Raw genomic sequence first — 19,556 nt, 5'->3', positions numbered from 1 at the left:
GACCTTAGCTGTTGTGTGTCAAGCGGTTGCGCGCTGTCTACCCTAGCCTAGCGCTTGCCGCTGAGGGCGCCGATGAACTCGTCGAAGTGCGGGACGGCGTCGTGCGGCCCCGGGGCGGCCTCGGGGTGGTACTGGACGCCGAAAACCGGCTTGGAGCGGTGCCGCAGCCCCTCCACGGTGCCGTCATTGAGATTCAAGTGGGTCACCTGGAGCTCCGGCGCACCCGGGATGCCCTCGGCCCCGCCCTGCACCGCGAAGCCGTGGTTCTGGGAGGTGATCAGCACGTCGCCAGTGGCCAGGTCCTTCACCGGGTGATTCCCGCCGCGATGTCCGAACGGCAGCTTGGTCGTCTGACCGCCAAAGGTGATGCCGAGCAGCTGGTGGCCGAGGCAGATGCCGAAGACGGGCACGCCCGCCTCGACCACCGCCCTGATGTTGGCGGGCGCGTAGCTCACGGCCTCCGGGTCGCCGGGGCCATTGGAGAGAAACACGCCGTCCGGCTTGAGCTTCAGCACATCCTTGGCCGGTGTCGTGGACGGCACCACGGTGATGCGGCATCCGCGATTCTCGAACATCCGCAGGATGTTGCGCTTGATGCCGTAGTCGTAGGCCACGATGTGGTGCGCCGCCTTGGGGTCGCCCCACAGGTACTGCTTCGAGGTGCTGACCTTGGACGCCAGATCGAGCCCCGACATTGACGGGCAGGCCGCCAGCTCGGTGCGGTGCGCGTCGGTGGGCTCGACGCCGGCGGCGATGATGCCGCGGAGGACGCCAACGGTCCTCAAGTGACGCGTCAGACGGCGCGTGTCAACTTCTGAAATGACAGGTACTTGCGCGGCAATAAGCCACTCGCCGAGCCCCTGCTCCGCCCGCCAGTTGGAATGCGACTCAGAGAGCTCCCGGACGACCACGCCAGCTACCTGCGGCTTCTCCGATTCAGGGTCCTCGGAGTTCACCCCATAGTTCCCGATCATCGGCGCCGTCATCACCACGATTTGAGCGCGGTAGGACGGGTCGGTGAATGTCTCCTGATAGCCGCTCATCGAGGTCGTGAACACCACCTCGGCGACGGCGGGCGAAGTCAGGGGCGCGTGGAGACGGCCAAAAAAAAGGGTCCCGTCCTCGAGGAGGAGGAACCCTGGTTCATCGTGCGAGAGCGACGTCACGGCTGGGGCTGAGGAGTCGTGGGGGCGGGCGTCAGCGGCACGGCCGACTGGGCACCCGGCTCAGGAGCCGGCGCGACGCTCGGCGCCGTCTGCACCGAGGGCGCCACGGCGCCGTCGAGGATCGACGACGGGACGCGCGAGCGCGTCGACATAATCTGCAGCACGAAGGCGAGGCCGATGAAGATGCCGCCCGCCCACCAACTGGTCTTGGTCAGGATGTTGCCGGCCTGACGCGTGCCGAGCAGCGAATCCGACGACGACGAGGCACCGCCAAAGCTCGCGGCGAGTCCGCCACCCTTGCCGGCCTGGAGCAACACGGCCGTCGCGAGGATGAGCGCGTCGATGATGAGAACAACGATGAGGAACGTATACACGGCGTTTCCGAGGGTCTGCAGAGTTGGGTAAGCCTTGAAGAATACCGGAGTTAGCTCACCCGGTCAACTGCGCACGATGGCCAACCAGACCTCGGCGTCCAGGCTGGCTCCACCCACGAGCACGCCGTCCACGTCCTCCACGGCAATGAGCGCCTCCACGTTGGGGCGATTCACGCTCCCGCCGTAGAGGATCGGCACCGCCCCGCCCCGCTCGCCGGTCATCTGGATCAACTCGGCGCGGATGGCGGCGTGCACCTCGGCGGCATCCTCCGGGGTGGCGGTCTTGCCCGTGCCGATCGCCCACACCGGCTCGTACGCCACCATCGCCGTCGCCACAGATGCTGGCTCGACCGCAGCGAACCCGGCCCGCAACTGGCGTAGCACCACGTCAATCGTCTTGCCTGCCTCGCGCTCGGCGAGTTGCTCGCCCACGCAGAGCATCGGCGTCAGCCCGGCCTTCACCGCCGCCGCGACCTTGCGTCCCGTCGCCTCGTCGGACTCGCCGAACACGTGCCGCCGCTCCGAGTGTCCGACCAGCACGTGCCGTGCGCCAGCCCCGCGGGCCAGCGACGCCGAGATCTCGCCGGTGAAGGCACCCTTCTCTTCCCAGTGGATGTTCTGCACGCCGCACTCGAGGTCCGCGCGCTGCCGCACCGCGGCCACGCACACCGCGAGCGAGACGCTCGGCGGAAAGAACAACACGCGGCGGTCTTGCTGCCGTGCGTACTGCGCCGTGAATGCGCGCATAAAGGCCTCCGCGTCAGCGGGGGCCTGGTTCATCTTCCAGTTCGCAGCAAATACGAGCGACTTCATTCCAGCTCTGGTCTCAGGTGAGCACCGCAAGCGCTGCGGAGAAACTTAGGCGTCGCGCAGGGACTTAGCGCTGATCCAAGGCTGCCACCCCGGGTAGCACCTTCCCTTCCAGGAACTCCAGCGACGCCCCACCGCCGGTGGAAACGTGCGACATCGCCGTCGCGAGGCCAGCGGCCTCGACGGCCGCCGCCGAGTCGCCGCCACCCACTATCGTCGTGGCCCCCTTCTTGGTTGCGTCCACCATCGCCTGTGCGATGGTAGTCGTGCCCTTGTCGAACGGCGGCGTCTCGAACACGCCCATCGGGCCATTCCAGATGATTGTCTTGGCGCTGGCGATGGCCCGCGCGTAGCTCGCCGCCGAGTCGGGCCCGATATCGAGCATCGCCTCGCCCGCAGGGATCTCGTCGCGCTTGACGGCGTGCGCCTTGGCGCCCTCGGCGATGGCCGGCGCCACCGTGGCATCGTGCGGAATCGAGAGACGGAACGCGGCGCGCTCCATCAGGTCCTTCGCCATCTCCACCCGGTCCGGCTCGACCAGCGACTTGCCCGTCTCCAAGCCCATCGCCTTGTAGAACGTGCAGGCCATCGCGCCGCCGATCAGGATGCCATCGACCTTGGGCAGCAGCGCTTCGATGACGTCGATCTTGCCGGAAATCTTGCTGCCGCCAAGGATCGCGATGAACGGACGCTTCGGCTTCTCGAGCGCACCGCCGAGGTAGTCGAGCTCCTTCTGCATCAGCAGGCCGGCGACTGCCGGCTTCAGCAGCGTGGCCACGCCCTCGGTGCTCGCGTGCGCGCGATGCGCCGCGCCGAAGGCGTCATTGACATAGAGATCCCCGAGCTTGGCGAAGGCCGCGCTGAGTGCCGCGTCGTTCTTCTCTTCGCCGGCCTCGAAGCGCGTGTTCTCGAGGAGGCAGACCTCGCCGTCCTTGAGCGCCCTCGTCGCCGCCTCGGCCTCGGCGCCCACGACGTGCGGCACGAAGCTCACCGCCTTGCCGAGCAGCTCAACGAGGCGCGGCGCCACCGGCGCCAGCGAGTACTTGGGCTCGGGCTTGCCTTTCGGGCGCCCGAGATGCGAGCAGAGCACGACGCGCGCGCCTGCCTTCACCAGCGTCTGAATCGTCGGGACGGCGGCACGGATCCGCGTGTCGTCGGCGACGCGGCCGTCCTCCGTGAGCGGGACGTTGAAGTCCACGCGCACGAGGGCCCGCTTGCCCGCGAGTTCCGCCGGCTTCAGGTCCTTGATCGTCTTCGTGTTCATCGCCGGCTCAGAGCGACTTGCCGACCATCAGCAGCAGGTCCACGCAGCGCGAGGAGTAGCCCCACTCGTTGTCGTACCAGCCGGAGACCTTCACCATCGTGCCGTCGATGACGTTCGTGCTCTTGGCGTCGAGCACCACCGAGTGCGGGTTGCCGATGTAGTCGCAGCTCACCAGCTCCTCCTCGGAGTAGCCGACGATGCCCTTCAGCGCGCCCTCAGCAGCCGCCTTGAAGGCCGCGTTCACCTCAGCGATGGTCGTCGCCTTCTCCACTTCCACCGTGAGCTCGGTAATGGACACGTCCGGCGTGGGGACGCGGATGGACGTACCGTCGATCTTGCCCTTCACCTCGGGGATGACCAGCGAGGTCGCCTTGGCGGCGCCCGTCGAGGTCGGGATCATCGAGACGGCCGCCGCGCGCGCACGGCGCAGGTCCTTGTGCGGCAGGTCGAGGATGTTCTGGTCGTTGGTGTAGCTGTGGATCGTGACCATCGACGCGTGCTTCATCCCGAAGGCATCGCGCACGATCTTGACCATCGGCGCCACGCAGTTCGTGGTGCAGCTGGCGTTGGAGACGATCGTGTGCTTCGCCGCGTCGTACTTGTCGCCGTTGACGCCGAGCACGAGGGTGATGTCCTCACCGGTGGCGGGCGCGGAGATGATCACCTTCTTGGCGCCGCCGGCGATGTGCTTCTTGGCGTCGTCGGCCTTGGTGAAGCGGCCGGTGCTCTCGAGTACGACGTCGACCTTGAGGTCCTTCCACGGCAGCAGCGCCGGGTCCTTCTCCTTCAGGACCTTGATCGTGTCGCCGTTGATGGTGATGGAGTCGGCGTCGTAGCTCACCGTGCCGTCGAACTTGCCGTGCACGGAGTCGTACGTGAACAGGTGGGCGAGCGTCTTGGTGTCGGTGAGGTCGTTGATGGCGACGATGTCGAATGCGGCACCGCGCTCCTTGGCGGCGCGGACGACCTGGCGGCCGATGCGGCCGAATCCGTTGATGCCGACGCGAAGTGTTGCGGCCATAGCACGAAGTCCTGTGACGAGGGGGGCAAGCGGTCAGCGGCGGTCCGCGCTGGTGCGGGCCCGGCCGAAAGTCAGGAAACTCAAGGTGCGCGCCCCCGCCTCGAACAGCGCCGTAGCGCAGGCGTTGAGGGTCGCGCCCGTGGTGAGCACGTCGTCCACGAGGATCAGGTGGCGGCCGGCGATCCGCTCCGCCGCTCCGTCCGCACAGGCGAACGCGCGGTGAACGTTCGCCAAGCGCTCCCCGGGAGTCAACGAGGTCTGCGACGGCGTCGCCCGCGTCCGCTCGAGCACGTCCTCCCACGCGGGCAGGCCCCAGCGCCGCGCCACCGCCCGCGCCACCAGCGCCGCCTGATTGAAGCCGCGCGCCCGCTCCTTGGTGGGCGCCAGCGGCACCGGCAGCAGCGCCGCACGCTCCGCCACCACGTCGCGCGGCCAGGGCAGGCGCGCCATCCGCTCCGCGATCGCCTCGGCGACCGCGGTCCAGCCCTCGTACTTCAGCGCCCCGACGATGGCACTGCTGGTCGGGTGCGGCAGCCAGCAGTACGACCGCGCCGCTCGGATGAATCGTGCCAACAGCGGACACACCGGGCAGGCGCCGCGCGGTGGCCTCGGATGCCCGCAGCGCAGGCAGTGCGGCGCCGGTAGCAACGGCACGCGGGCCCAGCACTGCCCGCAGACGACGCCCGGCTCGTGATCCGCGAGCAGCGCGTCACAGGCCGCGCAGGCCCGCGGCAGGAGGAGTTGGAGGAAGCCGGCGGCAAGCACGACGGACTACTGCGTCAGCTGCCTCCGCGAGCTACAACCGTTCCAACGCCTCCCACATCACGGCGCGCGGAGCCGGCACGCCCAGCCAGAACTCGAAGGCCGCCGCACCCTGCTCCACCAGCATCCGGCGGCCATCGGACGTGGGCAGCCCGGCGCGCAGCGCCGCGTCCACCAGCGGCGTGGCCCCTCGCCGATACGTGAGGTCGAGCACGGCGCAGCCTGCGGGCAAGTCGCGCGGATCCACCGGCATCGCGTCGCCGCTCAAGCCGACGGGCGTGGCGTTCACCACCAGACTCGGCCGGCCCTCGAGCATCGCGATTGCCTCCGGCACCGACGCGGCGACACGCACCTCGCCGGCCCAGCGCGCCGCCAGGCGCTCCGCCCGCTCGCGCGTGCGCGCAACCAGCACCACCTGCGAGCCCGGCCACGTCCGGGCGGCGGCGCAGACGGCCGAGGCAGCACCACCGGCGCCGAGCACGATGATCCTGAGCGCTCGCAGCGGCCGCGGGCTCGGCAGCAGCGCCTCCACGGCGCGCACGAAGCCCAAGACGTCTGTGTTCTCGCCCTCGAGCACGCCCGCGGGGCTGACCCGGAATGCGTTGACGGCGCCAGTCAGTTCTGCCGTTGCCGAACGTGCACATCGCTCGGCCACGGCTTCCTTGTGCGGCACCGTCACGTTGCCTGCGGCGCCCGCCTGGCGGAGCGACTCTAACACGCTGCCGAGTTCCGCCGGCGCGACGTCCAGCAACTCGTAGCTCAGCGGAATGCCCACGGCGTCGAGCGCCGCCTGCTGGAACACGGGCGAGAGCGAGTGCGCGACTGGATGCCCCAGCAGGACGAGCCGGCCCGGCAGCGCCGCGCCGCTCACGCCCCTGAGGCCCCGCGCTCCGCCGCGACGCGGTCCAGCACCTTGCTCACCGCGACCTGCAGCTCTGCGAACGTTGCGCGGTAGGCCTCGAGGTCGCCGCCGAAGGGGTCAGCTACCGGCGTGGCCTCCTGGCCCCTCGTCGCATAGTGCATCAGGAGTGCCGTGGATGCCCCTGCCCCAAGGGCGTTGGCGCGCTCGGCGTGGTGCGCGCCCATCGTCAGCACGAGGTTCGCCTCCTCGAGCAACTCGCGAGAAAGCGTCCGCGAGCGATGCGTGCCGAGGTCGAGCCCGTGCTCCATCGACACGAGCAGCGCGCCGTCGGAGGCGGGCGAGCCCTCCCACGCACTGGTGCCCGCACTCCCCACCGTGATGTCCGCCAACCCCCGCTCGGCGATCGCCGCGCGAGCGATGGCCTCGGCCATCGGGGAGCGACAGGTGTTGCCAGTGCAGACGAACAGGATGTGCATCTGCGAAACCTACCGATCGCCGACGAGATCGGGCACTGACTCGCGGAGCACGGAGGCCGGGATCGCGCCGGGGCGGATGACACGTGGGCGCTTGCCGGTGCAGTCCACCACGGTGCTGGGCGTGTCGGTCGGCAACTGGCCGGCATCCAGCAACATCACCGAGCCGCTGGCGATGGCAGAGCCGAAGTCGCGCAGCACCTCGCGCGCGGCGGTAGCGGCGGGTTCGCCGGGACGGTTTGCGCTGGTGCTGGTGATAGGGTCGCCGAGGGCTGCAATCAAACGTTGGAGCCCGGGATGTGGCGTCCAGCGCACGGCCACGCCGCCCTCCGGCCCGCGCAGCCGATCGGGAATCCGGCGCTCGCCGCCAGGCAGGACCAGCGTCAGCGGTCCAGGCCAGTGCCGCGCCGCAAGCATCGAGGCCGGCTGCGTCAGGTGCAGCCCGATGCGCGCGAGCATCGGGGTATCGGAGATCAGGAGCAGGAACGGCTTGGCGGGCGGGCGACGCTTGAGCGTCACCAGCCGCTCGACCGCGTCGTTGTCGATCATCGTCCCGAAGCCGTACAGCGTTTCCGTCGGGTACGCGAGGATCCCACCGTCGCGCAGGTGCGCCAGGGCCGGCGCGATGGCCGAGTCGATCTCCTCGGCTGACCAGAACGGGAGACCCCGCGGTTCAGGCATCCGCCTCCTCGCGCCAGTTCGCCAACACCTCGGCGCGAGCGAAGTCCGACGCCTCGGTCACCTTGAGCGCGCGTTCGCTGCCCCGCACCACGTGCACGGGAATGCCCAAACGCTCGCAGAGCGCGGCGTCGTCGGTGGCCTCGTGATGCCAACCTGCGTCCTTGGCTTCGCGATGCGCACGCTCGATGAGCTCTCGAGGGAACCCCTGCGGCGTCTGCGCGCGCCACAGCGCGTCGCGGCTGACCGTCTCGACGATGCGTCCGTCGGCGTCCACGCGCTTGAGCGTGTCCACGACCGGCAGCGCGGCCACGGCACCGTGGCCCTTCCGCGCCTCGGCGATGACGCGCTGGATCACCGCGACATCCACAAGCGGGCGCGCGGCATCGTGCACCAGCACGGTCGTGCACTCCGCGGGCAGATCCTCCAATCCGTTCGCCACCGACTCGGCGCGCGTGCGGCCGCCGACGGAGATCAGCAGGCGGTCGCTGTCGCTCTGGAAGATCCAGGGCGGCGGATCACCGGCGTACTGATGCGGCAGCACGCACACGACCATCGCGACGTCAGGCAGCTGCTGGAACGTCTGCAGCGAGTGCAGCAGCATCGGCTTGCCGGCCACCCAGCGCAGTTGCTTGAGCTCGCTGCCGCCTGCGCGGCTGCCCGAGCCACCGGCGACGATCACCACGCCGACGTTGCGGCTCATCGGAACAGCGCCCGGAAGAGCGCCACGACATCCGGCACGACTTCGATAGCCAGCTGCTTCGGCACACGCTTGGGCCGGGAGCGCTCGCTTACGAAGGCGCGCCGCATTCCCATCTTCTCGGCTTCGGAGAGACGGCGCTCTGCCTGAGAGATGCCGCGGATCTCGCCGCCAAGGCCAACTTCGCCGAGGAAGATCGCGTCAGCGGGGAGTGACTTGTCGTAGAAGCTCGAGGCCAGCGCCGCCGCCACGGCCAGGTCACCGGCCGGCTCCTGCACGCGCACGCCACCGACGGCGTTCAAGAACACGTCGAGTTGCGCGAAGGAGAGCCCCGCGCGCTTGTCGAGCACGGCCAGCAACAGCGCCAGGCGCCGTGCATCGTAGCCGGTGCTGACGCGTTGCGGCGTGCCGAAGCCCGCCTTGGCGGCCAGCGCCTGCACCTCGAGCAGCATCGGGCGCGAGCCTTCCATCAAGCAGGTGACCGCTGAGCCGCTCGCGGGCGACGCACTGCGCTCGCCGAGAAACAGCGCCGACGGATTCTCCACCGCCTCGAGGCCCTGCGTCGTCATCCGAAACACGCCGATCTCGTCCACGCTGCCGAAGCGGTTCTTCGTGGCGCGCAGCACGCGGTGGTCGGCCGAGCCCTCGCCTTCGAAGTACAGCACCGTGTCCACGATGTGCTCGAGCGTCTTCGGGCCGGCGATGCCGCCGCCCTTGGTCACGTGCCCGACAACGAACACCGCCGTGCCCGTCTCCTTGGCGAAGCGCATCAATCGCGCCGCGCACTCGCGCACCTGCCCCACGTTGCCGGGCGCGCCTTCGAGGTCGCCTGTGAAGACGGTCTGGATGGAATCCACGACCATCGCCGCAGGACGCAGATTGCCGGCCGTCGCGAGGATGGTCTCGAGATTCGTCTCTCCGAGCAGCGACACCGCGCCCGCCGTCGCACCGAGTCGGTCGGCGCGCAGCTTCACCTGCAGCGGCGATTCCTCTCCGCTCACGTAGAGCGTTGGGTGGCCGGCGGCCTCGAGACGCGCGGCGACCTGCAGCAGGATCGTGCTCTTGCCGATGCCCGGCTCGCCACCCACGAGCACCATTGCGCCGGGCACCACGCCGCCTCCGAGCACGAAGTCGAACTCCGCGATGCCCGTGGCCAGGCGGTGCTCCTCTGCGCCGACCACTTCGCGCAGGCGCGGCGTCTCGAGCACTTGGCCCCCTTCGCCGAAGGCCGTGGCGCCGGCGAGGCGCCGCTGCGCGCCCGCTCCTTTGGTCGCCGCGCTCACCTTGGGCGCGGCGAGCTCCTCAACGAGCGTGTTCCACTCGCCGCAGGTGTCGCAGCGGCCCTGCCACTTGAGCGATTCGCCGCCGCACTCGGTGCAGCGATAGACCGATTTGGCCTTCACCGCCACGGGTCAGGCCTCGGGCTGGCGGTTCGTCCAGTTCTCGAACCGCGTGTGGCTCTTGCGGAAGTGCAGGCGGATGTGACCGGTCGGGCCGTTACGCTGCTTGGCGACGATCACCTCGGCGTAGCCGTCGAGCGGGATGTCCGTCGTGCCGGTGACCATCCGCGCGTTGCCTTGGTCGTCGTAGGGCCGTTCGTTCATTTCCGGCCGGTAGATGAACAGCACCACGTCGGCGTCCTGCTCGATGGCGCCGGAGTCGCGCAGGTCCGAGAGCTGCGGGCGACGGTTCTCGCCGCCGCGCTGTTCCGAGGCACGCGAAAGCTGCGACAGCGCGAGCACCGGCACGTCGAGCTCCTTGGCCAGCGCCTTGAGCGACCGCGAGATGGCCGACACTTCCTGCTGGCGGCTCTCGGAGTTCGGCGGGCCGGACAGCAGCTGCAGGTAGTCGACGACGATGAGCTTGATGTCCGACTGCGACTTCAGGCGTCGGGCGCGCGAACGCACCTCGAGCACCGAGAGGCCGGGCGAGTCGTCGATCCAGATGGGCGCCTGCCCCAGCAGGGCAGCCGCCTTGGCGAGGTTCGAGGCGTCTTGGGCCGTCAGTTGGCCCGAGCGCAGGCGTTGGGCGTCCACGTATCCCTCCGAGGCGAGCATTCGCAGCAGGAGGGACTGGGTACTCATTTCCAGCGAGAAGATCGCCGTCGGGACATTGCCTTCGATGGCCGCGTATTGCGCGATGTTGAGCACGAAGGCCGTCTTGCCCATCGAGGGACGCGCCGCGACGATGACGAGGTCCGAGGGCTGGAAGCCCAACGTCATCTTGTCGAGATCCATAAAGCCCGACGGCACGCCCGTGAGATTGCCGCCCGCCGTGCGCAGCACCTCGATGCGCTCCATCGCGCTCCAGAGCAGCGACTTGATGCGCACGAAGCCTTCGTTGCCCCGCGTGTCGTTCAGCTCGAGGATCTTGTGTTCGGCGAGGTCCAGCAGCTCGGCGACATCCACCGGCGACTCGTGGCCCTCACGGACCAGCGAGGTGGCCGTCTCGATCAGCCGCCGGCGCAGGGCCTTGTCCCGCACGATGCGGCAGTGATGCTCGACGTTCGCCGCCGTCGGGATCTCGTCCAGCAGCCCGCCGATGAACTCCTTGCCGCCGGCCGCCTGCAGGTCGCCGCGCTGCTCGAGTTCGTTCGAGAGCGTCAGTGGGTCAACGACCGCTCCCGTGTTGTGCAGGGACGCCATCGCGCGAAACAGCCGACGATGCCCCTCGCGATAGAACGAGTCCTCGCTGACGAGCTCGAGCGCCGTGACGATGGCGTCGCCGGAGAGCAGCATCGCGGCGAGCACGGCACGCTCCGCGTCCTCCGACCACGGGGGCCGGCGGTCCGCGAAGGCGTCGGGTGGGCCCTTACGGGCGATCGAAAATTCGACGGGCGAGCTGGACATCTTCCCAGGCTGGGCGCTTCCAATTGGGGTTCCGCAGCAACGCGGCGGGGTGGTACGTCGCCACGAGCGGAATGCCGTGGTACCGATGCTCCAGACCGCGGAGCTTCCCGATGGGGGAATCTGTCTCCAAGAGCGTCTGCGCGGCAAACGTGCCGACGGCCAGGATCACCTTGGGTTGGAGCAACTCCAACTGCCGCAACAAGAAGGGACGGCAGGCCGCGATCTCGTCCGAGGCCGGATTGCGGTTCCCCGGTGGCCGGTGCTTGAGGACGTTGCAGATGAACACGTCCTCGCGCTTGAAGCCGATGGCCTCGAGAATCTTCGTCAGAAGGTCGCCACTCTTGCCGACGAACGGCCTGCCGAGCTCGTCTTCCGTCTGGCCCGGCGCCTCGCCGACCACCACGAATCGCGCCGCCGGATTCCCCTCCCCCGGCACGTCCTTCTTCTTCGTGCTGTGCAGCGTGCAGAGCTGGCAGGCGCCGATGGCACTGGCGACGGCATCGAGCGTCGTCAGGCGGTCGAGACCGCTGGGCGCTCGGCCGGCGCCCACGTTAAGCGGCTCGCCCGTCGCAGTGGGCGACTTGGGCGGCCCGTCGGCTTCGAGCGGTGTAGGCGGCACGAACGGTGCGCCCTTGGGCTTGGCTGGGGCGGCCGGCGCAGGAGTGGCCTCGACGGCGCGCAGGGCGTCCCGCCAATCGCCGCTGGCAGCGGCAACCTCAGCGTTCTTCCGCATCACGGAGTCTGACGCAGGCGGTCGGGCCGGCGGAGCGGAGGTGGCGCTTCTTGGGCGCGGCGGCGGAGGATTCTTCGTGCCGAGCACTTTGAGCGCGTCCTCGACCGACAGCGAGTCGAGCACGAACTCCGATTCGCCGAGTTCCTTGCGTTGCTCCAAGTATTGCCGGAGGCGATCGAGTCCCTCGCTCACAGCCGAGCCTCGACGCGGTCGAGGATCGCATCGGCAGTGTCGCGCTTGGACATCAGCGCCAGCTCGTCCACGGAACCATCCGCCGCGAAGATCGTGACGCGGTTGGTGTCGTAGCCGAAACCGGCGCCGGCTTCGCGTGCGCTGTTGGCCACGACCATCGCCAGCCCCTTGGCCTCGAGCTTCTTCTTCGCGTTCTCGGCGAGGTCGTCGGTCTCGAGCGCAAAACCCACGGCGAGCATTCCCTTCTTTCGCGCCTTCATCGTGCTGCGCAGCACGTCCGGCGTCTCGACCAACTCAAGCGTCGGCGCGCGGCCGGACTTCTTGATCTTTGCGCTGGCGACTTCGGCCGCACGGAAGTCGGCGGGTGCGGCGGCCATTACGAGGACGTCGGCCGAGGCAATCTCAGTCGCGACTGCCGCGGCCATTTCCTCGGTCGACTCGACTGCGACGCTCCGCGCTCCCACCGGCAAAGGCACCTGCAGTGGCCCGTGGACCAGCACCACGTCGGCCCCGCGACGCCACGCCGCCTCGGCCAATGCCACGCCCTGCTTGCCCGTGCTGTGATTGCTTAGGTAGCGCACCGGGTCCAGCGCCTCGCGCGTGGGGCCGGCCGTGACCACGACCCGCCGCCCGTTGAGGCGGCCCGGTGCCTCCAGCAGGCGCGCTGCGTGCGCGAGGATGGTCTCAGGCTCCTGCATACGCCCCTGCCCGGCTCCTTCGTCCGGTGAGGCCAGCGGGCCGACGCCAGGCTCAAGCACGTGCTTGCCTTGAGCGGCCAGCGCGGCACAGTTGGCCTGCACGGCCGCATTGGCCCACATCCGGTCGTTCATCGCCGGCACGAGCAGCACGGGGCACTCAGCGGCCAACAGGGCTGCCGAGAGGAGCTCGTCGGCGTGGCCGTGCGCTGCGCGGGCGAGGAAGTCGGCCGTCGCGGGAGCGACGATGAACAGCTCGGCCTCGCGTGCCAGCCGGAGATGATCGAGCGCGTGCCCGTCCCCGATGAGGACGCTGTGCACGGGGCGGCCGGTGAGCGCCTCGAACGTGACGCTCCCGATGAACTCACGCGCCGAGCGCGTGAGGACCACGTCTACTTGGGCCCCGGCCTGCGTGAGCAGGCGGGCGAGCCAGGCCGATTTGTAACTGGCGATCCCGCCCGTGACCCCGAGCAGGATGCGGCGGCCGTCAAACGGGCGCACGACGCGGCGGCCCGAGGCCTACGCCGTGCCGCTTACGCGCCCTTGGCGCGGCGGCGCGGCACCACGCGGTACTCGATCTCGCCTCCGGAGAGGTCCTCGAGCGCGCGGGTGGACAGCTTCTTCTCGACCTTCGAGCGATCGCGCGGGAATTCGTTCAACACACGCGCATACTTCGCCGCCACGAGCACCGCGAGGTACTTGTTGGTGGCGTGTTCGGTGATGTCCTTGGGGGTAAAGACCTGCATTGGAGCGACCTCAGGGTTTGGGTGCTGCTGGCGACCCGAAACTTACAAGGCTGGAGGGCGCGGCACAAACCCCGCGGTGACCCAATTCCGCCCTGCAGGGCTTAGATCCGGGCGCTCAGGTCCCGCTGCAGCCGCCCCACGATGTCGCCGACGTCCTTGCCCAGCGCCGGGAGCCGCTCCCGCTTGAGCGTCTCCTCGTCGATGATGGCTGCGACCTGCGCCACGGCGTGCTCGAGATTGTCGTTCACGACCACGTGCTGGTAGAGCTGGGCTTCCTGAAGCTCGAGTACGGCGTTCTTCAAGCGGATGGCCAGTGCCTCGTCGCTCTCGGTGTTGCGGCCGGTCAGGCGGGCCACCAACACCTCGGCCGAGGGCGGGACGACGAAGATCGTGACGGCATCGAGGAAGCGCTGCGCCACCTGCCGCGCGCCCTGCACGTCGATGTCCAGCATCACGTGCTGGCCCCGCGCCATCACCTGCTCGATCTCCCTCGCCAAGGTGCCATAGCGCTTGCCGTGCACGTCGGCCCACTCGGCGAACTCGTTCCGCCGCACCGCCTCGTCGAACTGCTCCGGCGTGAGGAAGTGGTAATCCACCCCGTTCACCTCGCCGGGCCGCGGAGCGCGCGTCGTGCAGGACACCGAATACCCGACGTCGCTGCGCCGCTCGAGCAGCTTCCGTGCAATGGTCGTCTTGCCGGCACCGGAGGGCGCCGAGAGCACCAGCGGAAACGGCCGGGCCGTCACTCGACGTTCTCCACCTGCTCGCGGATGCGCTCCAGCTCTTCCTTGATGGCCACCACGTCCTGCAGCATCGCGGCGTCGTTGGCCTTGCTGCCCGTCGTGTTCGCCTCACGCAGCAGCTCCTGTAGCAGGAATCCGAGTCGCTTCCCCACTCCGTCGCCGGTCTTGCTCGCCAGCGCCTCGCGGAATGCCGCGATGTGGCTGCCGAAGCGATCAAGCTCCTCGCCCACGTCCAATCGATCCGCGAGGATTGCGATCTCCTGGGCGAGCCGCTGCGGGTCCACCGCGATGCCACCGGCGAGGCGCTCGACGTTCTCGCGCAGGCGATCGCGCTGGGCGATGACGCGTTCCGGCGCTCGGGCCGCGATACGCGCGACGGCCGCTTCGACGACGTTGAGCCGCTCGTCGATCACCTGCGCGAGGCGCGCTCCCTCAGACGCCCGCATCGTCTGCAGCGCATCGACCGCCGCCTCGACCACCGCCTGGAGCTCCTCGGAAGTCGCCGTCTCCAGGCCCGCATCGTCGCGCGTCAGCTGGAGCACCTCGGGCATCCGCAGGACGGTCGCCACGTCGACGGCGCCGCCGAGACCGTACTTGGTCTGCAGCGCCTTCAGGGCGTCGGCGGCCGCGGCGAAGCGCGCTTCGTCCACGACGGACGCGGCTTCGTCGTCGCGCACCACGCGCACCGAGAGCGTTACGTGCCCACGGGTGATGCGCTGACGCAGCGTCTCGCGCACTTCGGGCTCCCACTTGCCCAGCGCCTGCGGCAGCTTGAGCGACGGGTTAAAGAACCGGTGGTTCACGGAGCGCAGCTCCACGCTGACGCGCGAGCCGCCAATCGGCCCTTCGGCCGCTCCGAATCCCGTCATACTGCGTATCATTAGAAGCGCGATAAGTTACTCTGCCACAGCAACTTGGGCAAGCTGGGCTAGTTCCAGAATTCCCACCGCACGCCGTATTGCTGGATGAGCCGCGGCATCAGGAATCCGGGCAGCGTCTCGTACACCTGGCCCGTGAAGTTCCGGTTATGCCAGAAGATGTGCGCAGACCCCAGGCGAATGTCGAGCAGCGTCGACAGCGCGCTCGCGCCCTTCGCGCGGGCGAACGTGCCACCGGGCGCCGGCGTGAGCATATCGCTGCGATACTCGTGCAGGAACGCCGCGCGGAGCAGGAACGTGTCGCGCTTCAGCCAGCGCCGGAACGCGGTCTCCACGCTCAGCTGCGAGCGCGCCTGCACTTTTGGGCGGTACAGTTGCTCGTCACCCCAATCGACGACCTGCGCGTCGAGTGAAAACGGCCCCCAGATGGGGCCACCGAGCGCGAGCATCAGTCCCTGCGACTCAGGGATCAGCGCCGCGATGTACAGCGAGTCGAACACCGGCATCCCTGCGACCCTCGCTGCGCTGCGCTGGACCACGCCCGCCGAGATCCAGCGGCGCCGGAACTCGAAGCCGAGCTCGCCGCGCATCGTACTCCGTGCCGGCCCGCCAGCGGCCTCCGACACGGGTGTATGCTGCGAGGCCGCGCCGCCAAGATGCACCCACGGGAGCAGCTGCACACGCGCGCTCGCGTCAACGCGGCGCGTCGAGTCCGGACCGACGAGGTCTGCGGAGCCGGCCAGCGACAGGCGTCCAGCATCCCAGCTTGCGCGTGCCGATGGTGCGAATCTTCCGCTGCCCTCCGCCACGCGGTAGCGCGCTGCGGCGCTCACGCGCAACGGTCCCTTCGTCACGCCACCCGTGAACACGTACTGCGCCTGCGAGCGCAGCGTGTCTGAGTCGGGCGTGGTCGCGGACGATGCGAGCGAGTCGTCCTCCACGTACTGCTGAGTCGCCGCGATGGCCTGCCACCACAGGCCGTCGGCGTCCGGCTGCCGCCAGCCCAGACGCAGGTACGCCAGCCGCTCGCTGCCCTCGAAGCGCCCGATCGCATTCTCCTGCGGCGTCGTCCGGATGTAGCGTCGCGTACCCGCCCGCAGGCGCCCGGTGCGCATCGCCACGCCATCGAGACTCCAGTCGCCGCGCGCCCAGCCCAGCCGGCCGATGCCGCCGAAGGAGTCACCGTCGCCGCGCGTCAGGCCGTTGAGCACCGAGAACTGTTGCGCCGCCACCTGCAAACCCACCCCGCTGTCGAACCGTCGGCCGTAGTAGCCGCGATACACCGTGAGATTCTCCGCGCCGGCGCCGACATCCACGCGCGTCGCGGGCGTCGTGTTCTCCACCCGCCAGCTGCGCAAGTGCACCCGCAGCTCACCGGCGGCGCGCTCCACCGCCACCTCCTCCAAGCCGTACAGCGGGATCGTGCCGAGATCCACTTGGCCACCCGTGCGCGGATCCAGCGCGTCGTACTCGACGCCATCGAAGAACACCCGCACGCGCCCCGGCTCGCCGAACCAACTCACGGACGTGGGCGCCATCAGGTAGCTCGAGCGCACCAGGCTCGCGCCCGGCACCTCCGCCACCAACTCGGCGAGATTGTGCGCGCCGGTCAGGTAGATGCGCTCGCGATCCCACACCCACTGCCGGCCGCGCAGCTCCGGCGTGGCGGGCCGCTCGCTGACGGCGAACGGCGTCTTGATCGTATCGCGCGGCGGCTTGGCTAGCGTGTCCACCGTATCGCGCACTGCGGCGGGAAGGCTGTCTGCGGTCACGCTGTCGCGCGCTGGTACAACGCGGCGCGTCGTGTCCGCCGGGGGCCTCGGGTCCTGCGCGAGCAGCGGGGCGCCGAGCAACAGCGCCCCGAGAAGGACGATGCGGCTCAGCGCGCTCTCCCGCGGACGAACTCGACGAAGGTCCGCACCGGCACGCCCGTCGGGCCCTTGGGCAGCACGACAAGGTCCGTTTCGGAATAGGCGGTACCCGCGACGTCCAAGTGGACCCACTTCATCTCCCCGGCGAAGTGCTGGAGGAACAGTCCGGCCGTGATCGTGCCCGCCCCGCGCCCGCCGATGTTCCGGAGATCGGCCACGTCGGATTTCAGCTGCTCCTTGTACTCCTCGAAGAGCGGAAGTTGCCACGCCAGCTCCCCGCCCCGCCGGCTCGCGGCCAGCACCTCGTCGATCGTCGCCTGGTCGTTGCCCATCACGCCGAAGGTCACGTTGCCCAGCGCGATCACCACCGCGCCGGTGAGCGTGGCGGCATCCACCACCGCCTGCGGCTTGTAACGCTTGGCATAGTGCAGCACGTCGGCGAGCACGAGGCGGCCTTCGGCGTCCGTGTTCTGGATCTCGATCGTCGTGCCGTCGCCGGCGCGCACGACGTCGCCCGGCCGGATCGCATCGCCGTCCACCACGTTGGTGGTGGAGCCCACGAGGGCGACGACGTTCACCTTCGGCTTCAAGCGTCCGATCGCCTCCATCGCGCCGAGCACGCCGGCGGCGCCGGACATATCGAACTTCATCAGTTCCATTCCCGGCGCCGGCTTGATGCTCACGCCGCCGGTGTCGAAGCACAGCCCCTTGCCCACGAGCACCACCGGCGCCTCGCCGCGGCGGCCACCGCTGTACTCGAGCACGATGAGCTTCGGATCCTGCGTCGTCCCCTGCGCGACGGCGAGGAACGAGCCCATCCCGAGCTTGGTCATCTCCTTGCGTCCGAGCACGCTCGCCTTGAGCCCGAGTCGCTTGGCGATGTCGCGCGCGGTGTCGGCGAGATAGCTCGGCGTGCAGATGTTGCCCGGCAGCATCGCGAGACGCCGCGCGAGGCGCTGCCCCTCCGCCACCGCGACGCCAGCGGCGAACGGCGCCTTGGTGGCCTCCGCGTTCTCGACGAAGACGCGGGCCGCCGTCAACGGCTTACGCGGCTTGCCCGCCGGCGGCGCCATCAACTCACGAAACTCCCAGCTGCCGAGCGAGAGCCCGACCACGACCGCCTCGACGCGCTCACCTTGCAGGTCCTCGGCCCACAGGCCCATCGTGCCGACGTTGAGCGCGTTCGCTTTGCGGCCAGCGAGCGTGGCCGCGCGCGTCACGCCCTTGGTGTCGCCCGCGCCGCTGCCCACGAGCAGCACGCGCTGCGGCCCGGGGCCCGGATTCACCACCAGCAGCGCCTCGTCCTTGGCGCCGCTGAAGTCGCCGCGCTTGAGGGCCAACGAGAGCGCGCCCTTGGTCGCGCGGTCCAGCGCCGTCAGCCGCTTCGGCAGCTTGGCATCGCTCGGCAGTACCACCGCCAGCAGCGGCACCGCCGCTCGGGCCGGGTCCGACGTCGTCGCCGTGAACTGCAGGGACATCAGGCCATCCCCTTGATGATCGCGTCGCCGAAGCCGGAGGTGCTGACTTCCGTCGCCCCCTGCATCTGCCGCGCGAGGTCGTAGGTGACGGTCTTGGCCGCGATGGCCTTCTCCAACCCGGTGATGATGAGCTTGCCGGCTTCGTTCCAGCCCATTTGGTCGAGCATCATCACGCCCGACAGGATCACCGAGCCCGGATTGATCTTGTCGAGGCCCGCGTACTTGGGCGCGGTGCCGTGCGTGGCTTCGAACACGGCCGCCTCGTCGCCGATGTTGCCACCGGGCGCGATGCCCAGCCCGCCGACTTCGGCCGCCAGCGCATCCGAGATGTAGTCGCCGTTGAGGTTCGGCGTGGCGACCACCGAGTACTCGTCCGGCCGCAGCAGGATCTGCTGGAACATCGAGTCGGCGATGCGGTCCTTGAGGACCACGGCGTCGGCGCGTGCGCCACCGCCGGCCTTGCCCAAGTCGGCTTCAGCAACCACCTGCCCGGCGAACTTCTCGCGCGCAAGCTCATAGCCCCAGTCGCGGAAGGCGCCTTCCGTGAACTTCATAATGTTGCCCTTGTGCATCATCGTCACCGACGGGCGGTGCATCTTGATGGCGTAGCGGATGGCCATCTCGATCAGGCGCTTGGAGCCGAAGGCCGACATCGGCTTGATGCCGAGCGCGCTCTCGGGGCGGATCTTCTTGCCGAACTCCTTCTCGATGAAGGTGCGCAGCTTCTCCGCCTCGGGCGTCCCCGCCTTGAACTCGATGCCGCTGTACACGTCCTCGATGTTCTCGCGGAAGATGACCATATCCACCTTCTGCGGCTCCTTCACCGGCGCACCCACGCCCTGGAAGTAGCGCACCGGACGCACACACGCGTAGAGATCGAGTTCCTGGCGCAGCGCCACGTTGAGCGAACGGATGCCGCCGCCCACCGGCGTCGTCAGCGGGCCCTTGATGGCGATCTTGAACTCGCGCACGGCCTCGAGCGATTCGGCCGGCATCCACTCGCCGGTCGCGTTGAAGGCCTTCTCGCCGGCGAGGATCTCCATCCAGTGGATCCTGCGCTTGCCGCCGTAGGCGCGCTCGACGGCCGCATCGAACACGCGCACCGAGGCGCGCCAGATGTCGGCACCCGTGCCGTCGCCTTCGATGAACGGGATGATCGGCTGGTCGGGCACGCGGAAATCGCCGCCGGAAGCCTCGATGCGCTCACCCTTCGCGGGGACGCGCGCGTACTTGTAGTTCGCCATTGGTCAGTCGCGGTTGT

20 protein-coding genes are annotated in these 19,556 nt (G+C 69.3%); all 20 read right to left on the bottom strand.

Annotation, left to right across the window (positions count from 1 at the left end; all coding sequences use genetic code 11):
* Window positions 1–47: 47 nt before the first annotated feature.
* The 20 genes from carA to icd all read right to left on the bottom strand — a co-directional run bounded on the left by carA (window position 48) and on the right by icd (window position 19,539).
* Window positions 48–1,166: a glutamine-hydrolyzing carbamoyl-phosphate synthase small subunit gene (gene carA / locus KF689_06430; protein MBX3133007.1), complete on the bottom strand. Its 1,119-nt coding sequence runs from the start codon at window positions 1,164–1,166 to the stop codon at window positions 48–50.
* The gene (gene secG, locus KF689_06425) at window positions 1,163–1,540 is read right to left on the bottom strand and encodes a preprotein translocase subunit SecG (GenBank protein MBX3133006.1); all 378 of its coding nucleotides are present in this window, start codon (window positions 1,538–1,540) and stop codon (window positions 1,163–1,165) included. Before secG ends, carA begins: the two co-directional genes overlap by 4 nt.
* A 63-nt stretch (window positions 1,541–1,603) precedes the next feature.
* A complete protein-coding gene (gene tpiA / locus KF689_06420) occupies window positions 1,604–2,353 on the bottom strand; it encodes a triose-phosphate isomerase (GenBank protein MBX3133005.1) in 750 nt (249 codons plus the stop codon).
* Window positions 2,354–2,417: 64 nt separating this feature from the next.
* Window positions 2,418–3,614 carry a phosphoglycerate kinase gene (locus KF689_06415; GenBank protein ID MBX3133004.1) on the bottom strand — a complete coding sequence of 399 codons (1,197 nt, stop codon included), beginning with the start codon at window positions 3,612–3,614 and terminating at the stop codon, window positions 2,418–2,420.
* Window positions 3,615–3,621: 7 nt separating this feature from the next.
* A complete protein-coding gene (gene gap / locus KF689_06410; protein MBX3133003.1) occupies window positions 3,622–4,635 on the bottom strand; it encodes a type I glyceraldehyde-3-phosphate dehydrogenase in 1,014 nt (337 codons plus the stop codon).
* Between the two features lie 33 nt (window positions 4,636–4,668).
* Window positions 4,669–5,400, bottom strand: a complete 732-nt coding sequence (locus KF689_06405) for a ComF family protein (protein MBX3133002.1) — start codon at window positions 5,398–5,400, stop codon at window positions 4,669–4,671.
* A 31-nt stretch (window positions 5,401–5,431) separates the two neighbouring features.
* Window positions 5,432–6,268, bottom strand: a complete 837-nt coding sequence (locus KF689_06400; protein ID MBX3133001.1) for a shikimate dehydrogenase — start codon at window positions 6,266–6,268, stop codon at window positions 5,432–5,434.
* On the bottom strand, window positions 6,265–6,735 hold the full coding sequence (locus KF689_06395) for a hypothetical protein (protein ID MBX3133000.1): 471 nt from the start codon (window positions 6,733–6,735) through the stop codon (window positions 6,265–6,267). Before KF689_06395 ends, KF689_06400 begins: the two co-directional genes overlap by 4 nt.
* 9 nt (window positions 6,736–6,744) lie before the next feature.
* Window positions 6,745–7,413 (bottom strand): threonylcarbamoyl-AMP synthase, encoded by a 669-nt coding sequence (locus KF689_06390; protein ID MBX3132999.1) that lies wholly within the window; start codon window positions 7,411–7,413, stop codon window positions 6,745–6,747.
* Window positions 7,406–8,113: a 2-C-methyl-D-erythritol 4-phosphate cytidylyltransferase gene (ispD, locus tag KF689_06385; protein ID MBX3132998.1), complete on the bottom strand. Its 708-nt coding sequence runs from the start codon at window positions 8,111–8,113 to the stop codon at window positions 7,406–7,408. The genes KF689_06390 and ispD overlap by 8 nt, the downstream gene beginning before the upstream one ends.
* Window positions 8,110–9,513: a DNA repair protein RadA gene (gene radA / locus KF689_06380; GenBank protein MBX3132997.1), complete on the bottom strand. Its 1,404-nt coding sequence runs from the start codon at window positions 9,511–9,513 to the stop codon at window positions 8,110–8,112. Before radA ends, ispD begins: the two co-directional genes overlap by 4 nt.
* A 9-nt stretch (window positions 9,514–9,522) precedes the next feature.
* Window positions 9,523–10,959, bottom strand: a complete 1,437-nt coding sequence (dnaB, locus tag KF689_06375) for a replicative DNA helicase (GenBank protein MBX3132996.1) — start codon at window positions 10,957–10,959, stop codon at window positions 9,523–9,525.
* Window positions 10,922–11,884 (bottom strand): hypothetical protein, encoded by a 963-nt coding sequence (locus KF689_06370; GenBank protein MBX3132995.1) that lies wholly within the window; start codon window positions 11,882–11,884, stop codon window positions 10,922–10,924. Before KF689_06370 ends, dnaB begins: the two co-directional genes overlap by 38 nt.
* Window positions 11,881–13,080 carry a bifunctional phosphopantothenoylcysteine decarboxylase/phosphopantothenate--cysteine ligase CoaBC gene (coaBC, locus tag KF689_06365; GenBank protein ID MBX3132994.1) on the bottom strand — a complete coding sequence of 400 codons (1,200 nt, stop codon included), beginning with the start codon at window positions 13,078–13,080 and terminating at the stop codon, window positions 11,881–11,883. The genes KF689_06370 and coaBC overlap by 4 nt, the downstream gene beginning before the upstream one ends.
* A gap of 32 nt (window positions 13,081–13,112) precedes the next feature.
* Complete coding sequence (locus KF689_06360) at window positions 13,113–13,325, bottom strand: DNA-directed RNA polymerase subunit omega (protein MBX3132993.1); 213 nt, start codon at window positions 13,323–13,325, stop codon at window positions 13,113–13,115.
* Window positions 13,326–13,426: 101 nt separating this feature from the next.
* Entirely contained in the window at window positions 13,427–14,071 is a 645-nt protein-coding gene (gene gmk, locus KF689_06355) for a guanylate kinase (protein ID MBX3132992.1), read from the bottom strand.
* Window positions 14,068–14,937 (bottom strand): YicC family protein, encoded by an 870-nt coding sequence (locus tag KF689_06350; GenBank protein ID MBX3132991.1) that lies wholly within the window; start codon window positions 14,935–14,937, stop codon window positions 14,068–14,070. Before KF689_06350 ends, gmk begins: the two co-directional genes overlap by 4 nt.
* 59 nt (window positions 14,938–14,996) lie before the next feature.
* The gene (locus KF689_06345; GenBank protein MBX3132990.1) at window positions 14,997–16,718 is read right to left on the bottom strand and encodes a hypothetical protein; all 1,722 of its coding nucleotides are present in this window, start codon (window positions 16,716–16,718) and stop codon (window positions 14,997–14,999) included.
* Window positions 16,719–16,825: 107 nt separating this feature from the next.
* Window positions 16,826–18,295: a leucyl aminopeptidase gene (locus tag KF689_06340; protein ID MBX3132989.1), complete on the bottom strand. Its 1,470-nt coding sequence runs from the start codon at window positions 18,293–18,295 to the stop codon at window positions 16,826–16,828.
* A complete protein-coding gene (gene icd / locus KF689_06335) occupies window positions 18,295–19,539 on the bottom strand; it encodes an NADP-dependent isocitrate dehydrogenase (GenBank protein ID MBX3132988.1) in 1,245 nt (414 codons plus the stop codon). Before icd ends, KF689_06340 begins: the two co-directional genes overlap by 1 nt.
* Between the last annotated feature and the right edge of the window lie 17 nt (window positions 19,540–19,556).

This window comes from Gemmatimonadaceae bacterium (assembly GCA_019637355.1).
In the GTDB taxonomy this organism is placed as follows: domain Bacteria; phylum Gemmatimonadota; class Gemmatimonadetes; order Gemmatimonadales; family Gemmatimonadaceae; genus Pseudogemmatithrix.
This window is presented reverse-complemented; position numbering and strand designations above follow the sequence as displayed.

Excerpts from the sequence above, each read along its gene's own strand:
- icd (MBX3132988.1), bottom strand. The coding sequence starts at position 19,539 with ATGGCGAACTACAAGTACGCGCGCGTCCCCGCGAAGGGTGAGCGCATC.
- gap (MBX3133003.1), bottom strand. The coding sequence starts at position 4,635 with ATGGCCGCAACACTTCGCGTCGGCATCAACGGATTCGGCCGCATCGGC.
- dnaB (MBX3132996.1), bottom strand. The coding sequence starts at position 10,959 with ATGTCCAGCTCGCCCGTCGAATTTTCGATCGCCCGTAAGGGCCCACCC.
- tpiA (MBX3133005.1), bottom strand. The coding sequence starts at position 2,353 with ATGAAGTCGCTCGTATTTGCTGCGAACTGGAAGATGAACCAGGCCCCC.
- KF689_06395 (MBX3133000.1), bottom strand. The coding sequence starts at position 6,735 with ATGCACATCCTGTTCGTCTGCACTGGCAACACCTGTCGCTCCCCGATG.
- KF689_06360 (MBX3132993.1), bottom strand. The coding sequence starts at position 13,325 with ATGCAGGTCTTTACCCCCAAGGACATCACCGAACACGCCACCAACAAG.
- KF689_06390 (MBX3132999.1), bottom strand. The coding sequence starts at position 7,413 with ATGCCTGAACCGCGGGGTCTCCCGTTCTGGTCAGCCGAGGAGATCGAC.
- ispD (MBX3132998.1), bottom strand. The coding sequence starts at position 8,113 with ATGAGCCGCAACGTCGGCGTGGTGATCGTCGCCGGTGGCTCGGGCAGC.
- KF689_06350 (MBX3132991.1), bottom strand. The coding sequence starts at position 14,937 with ATGACGGGATTCGGAGCGGCCGAAGGGCCGATTGGCGGCTCGCGCGTC.
- KF689_06340 (MBX3132989.1), bottom strand. The coding sequence starts at position 18,295 with ATGTCCCTGCAGTTCACGGCGACGACGTCGGACCCGGCCCGAGCGGCG.
- KF689_06415 (MBX3133004.1), bottom strand. The coding sequence starts at position 3,614 with ATGAACACGAAGACGATCAAGGACCTGAAGCCGGCGGAACTCGCGGGC.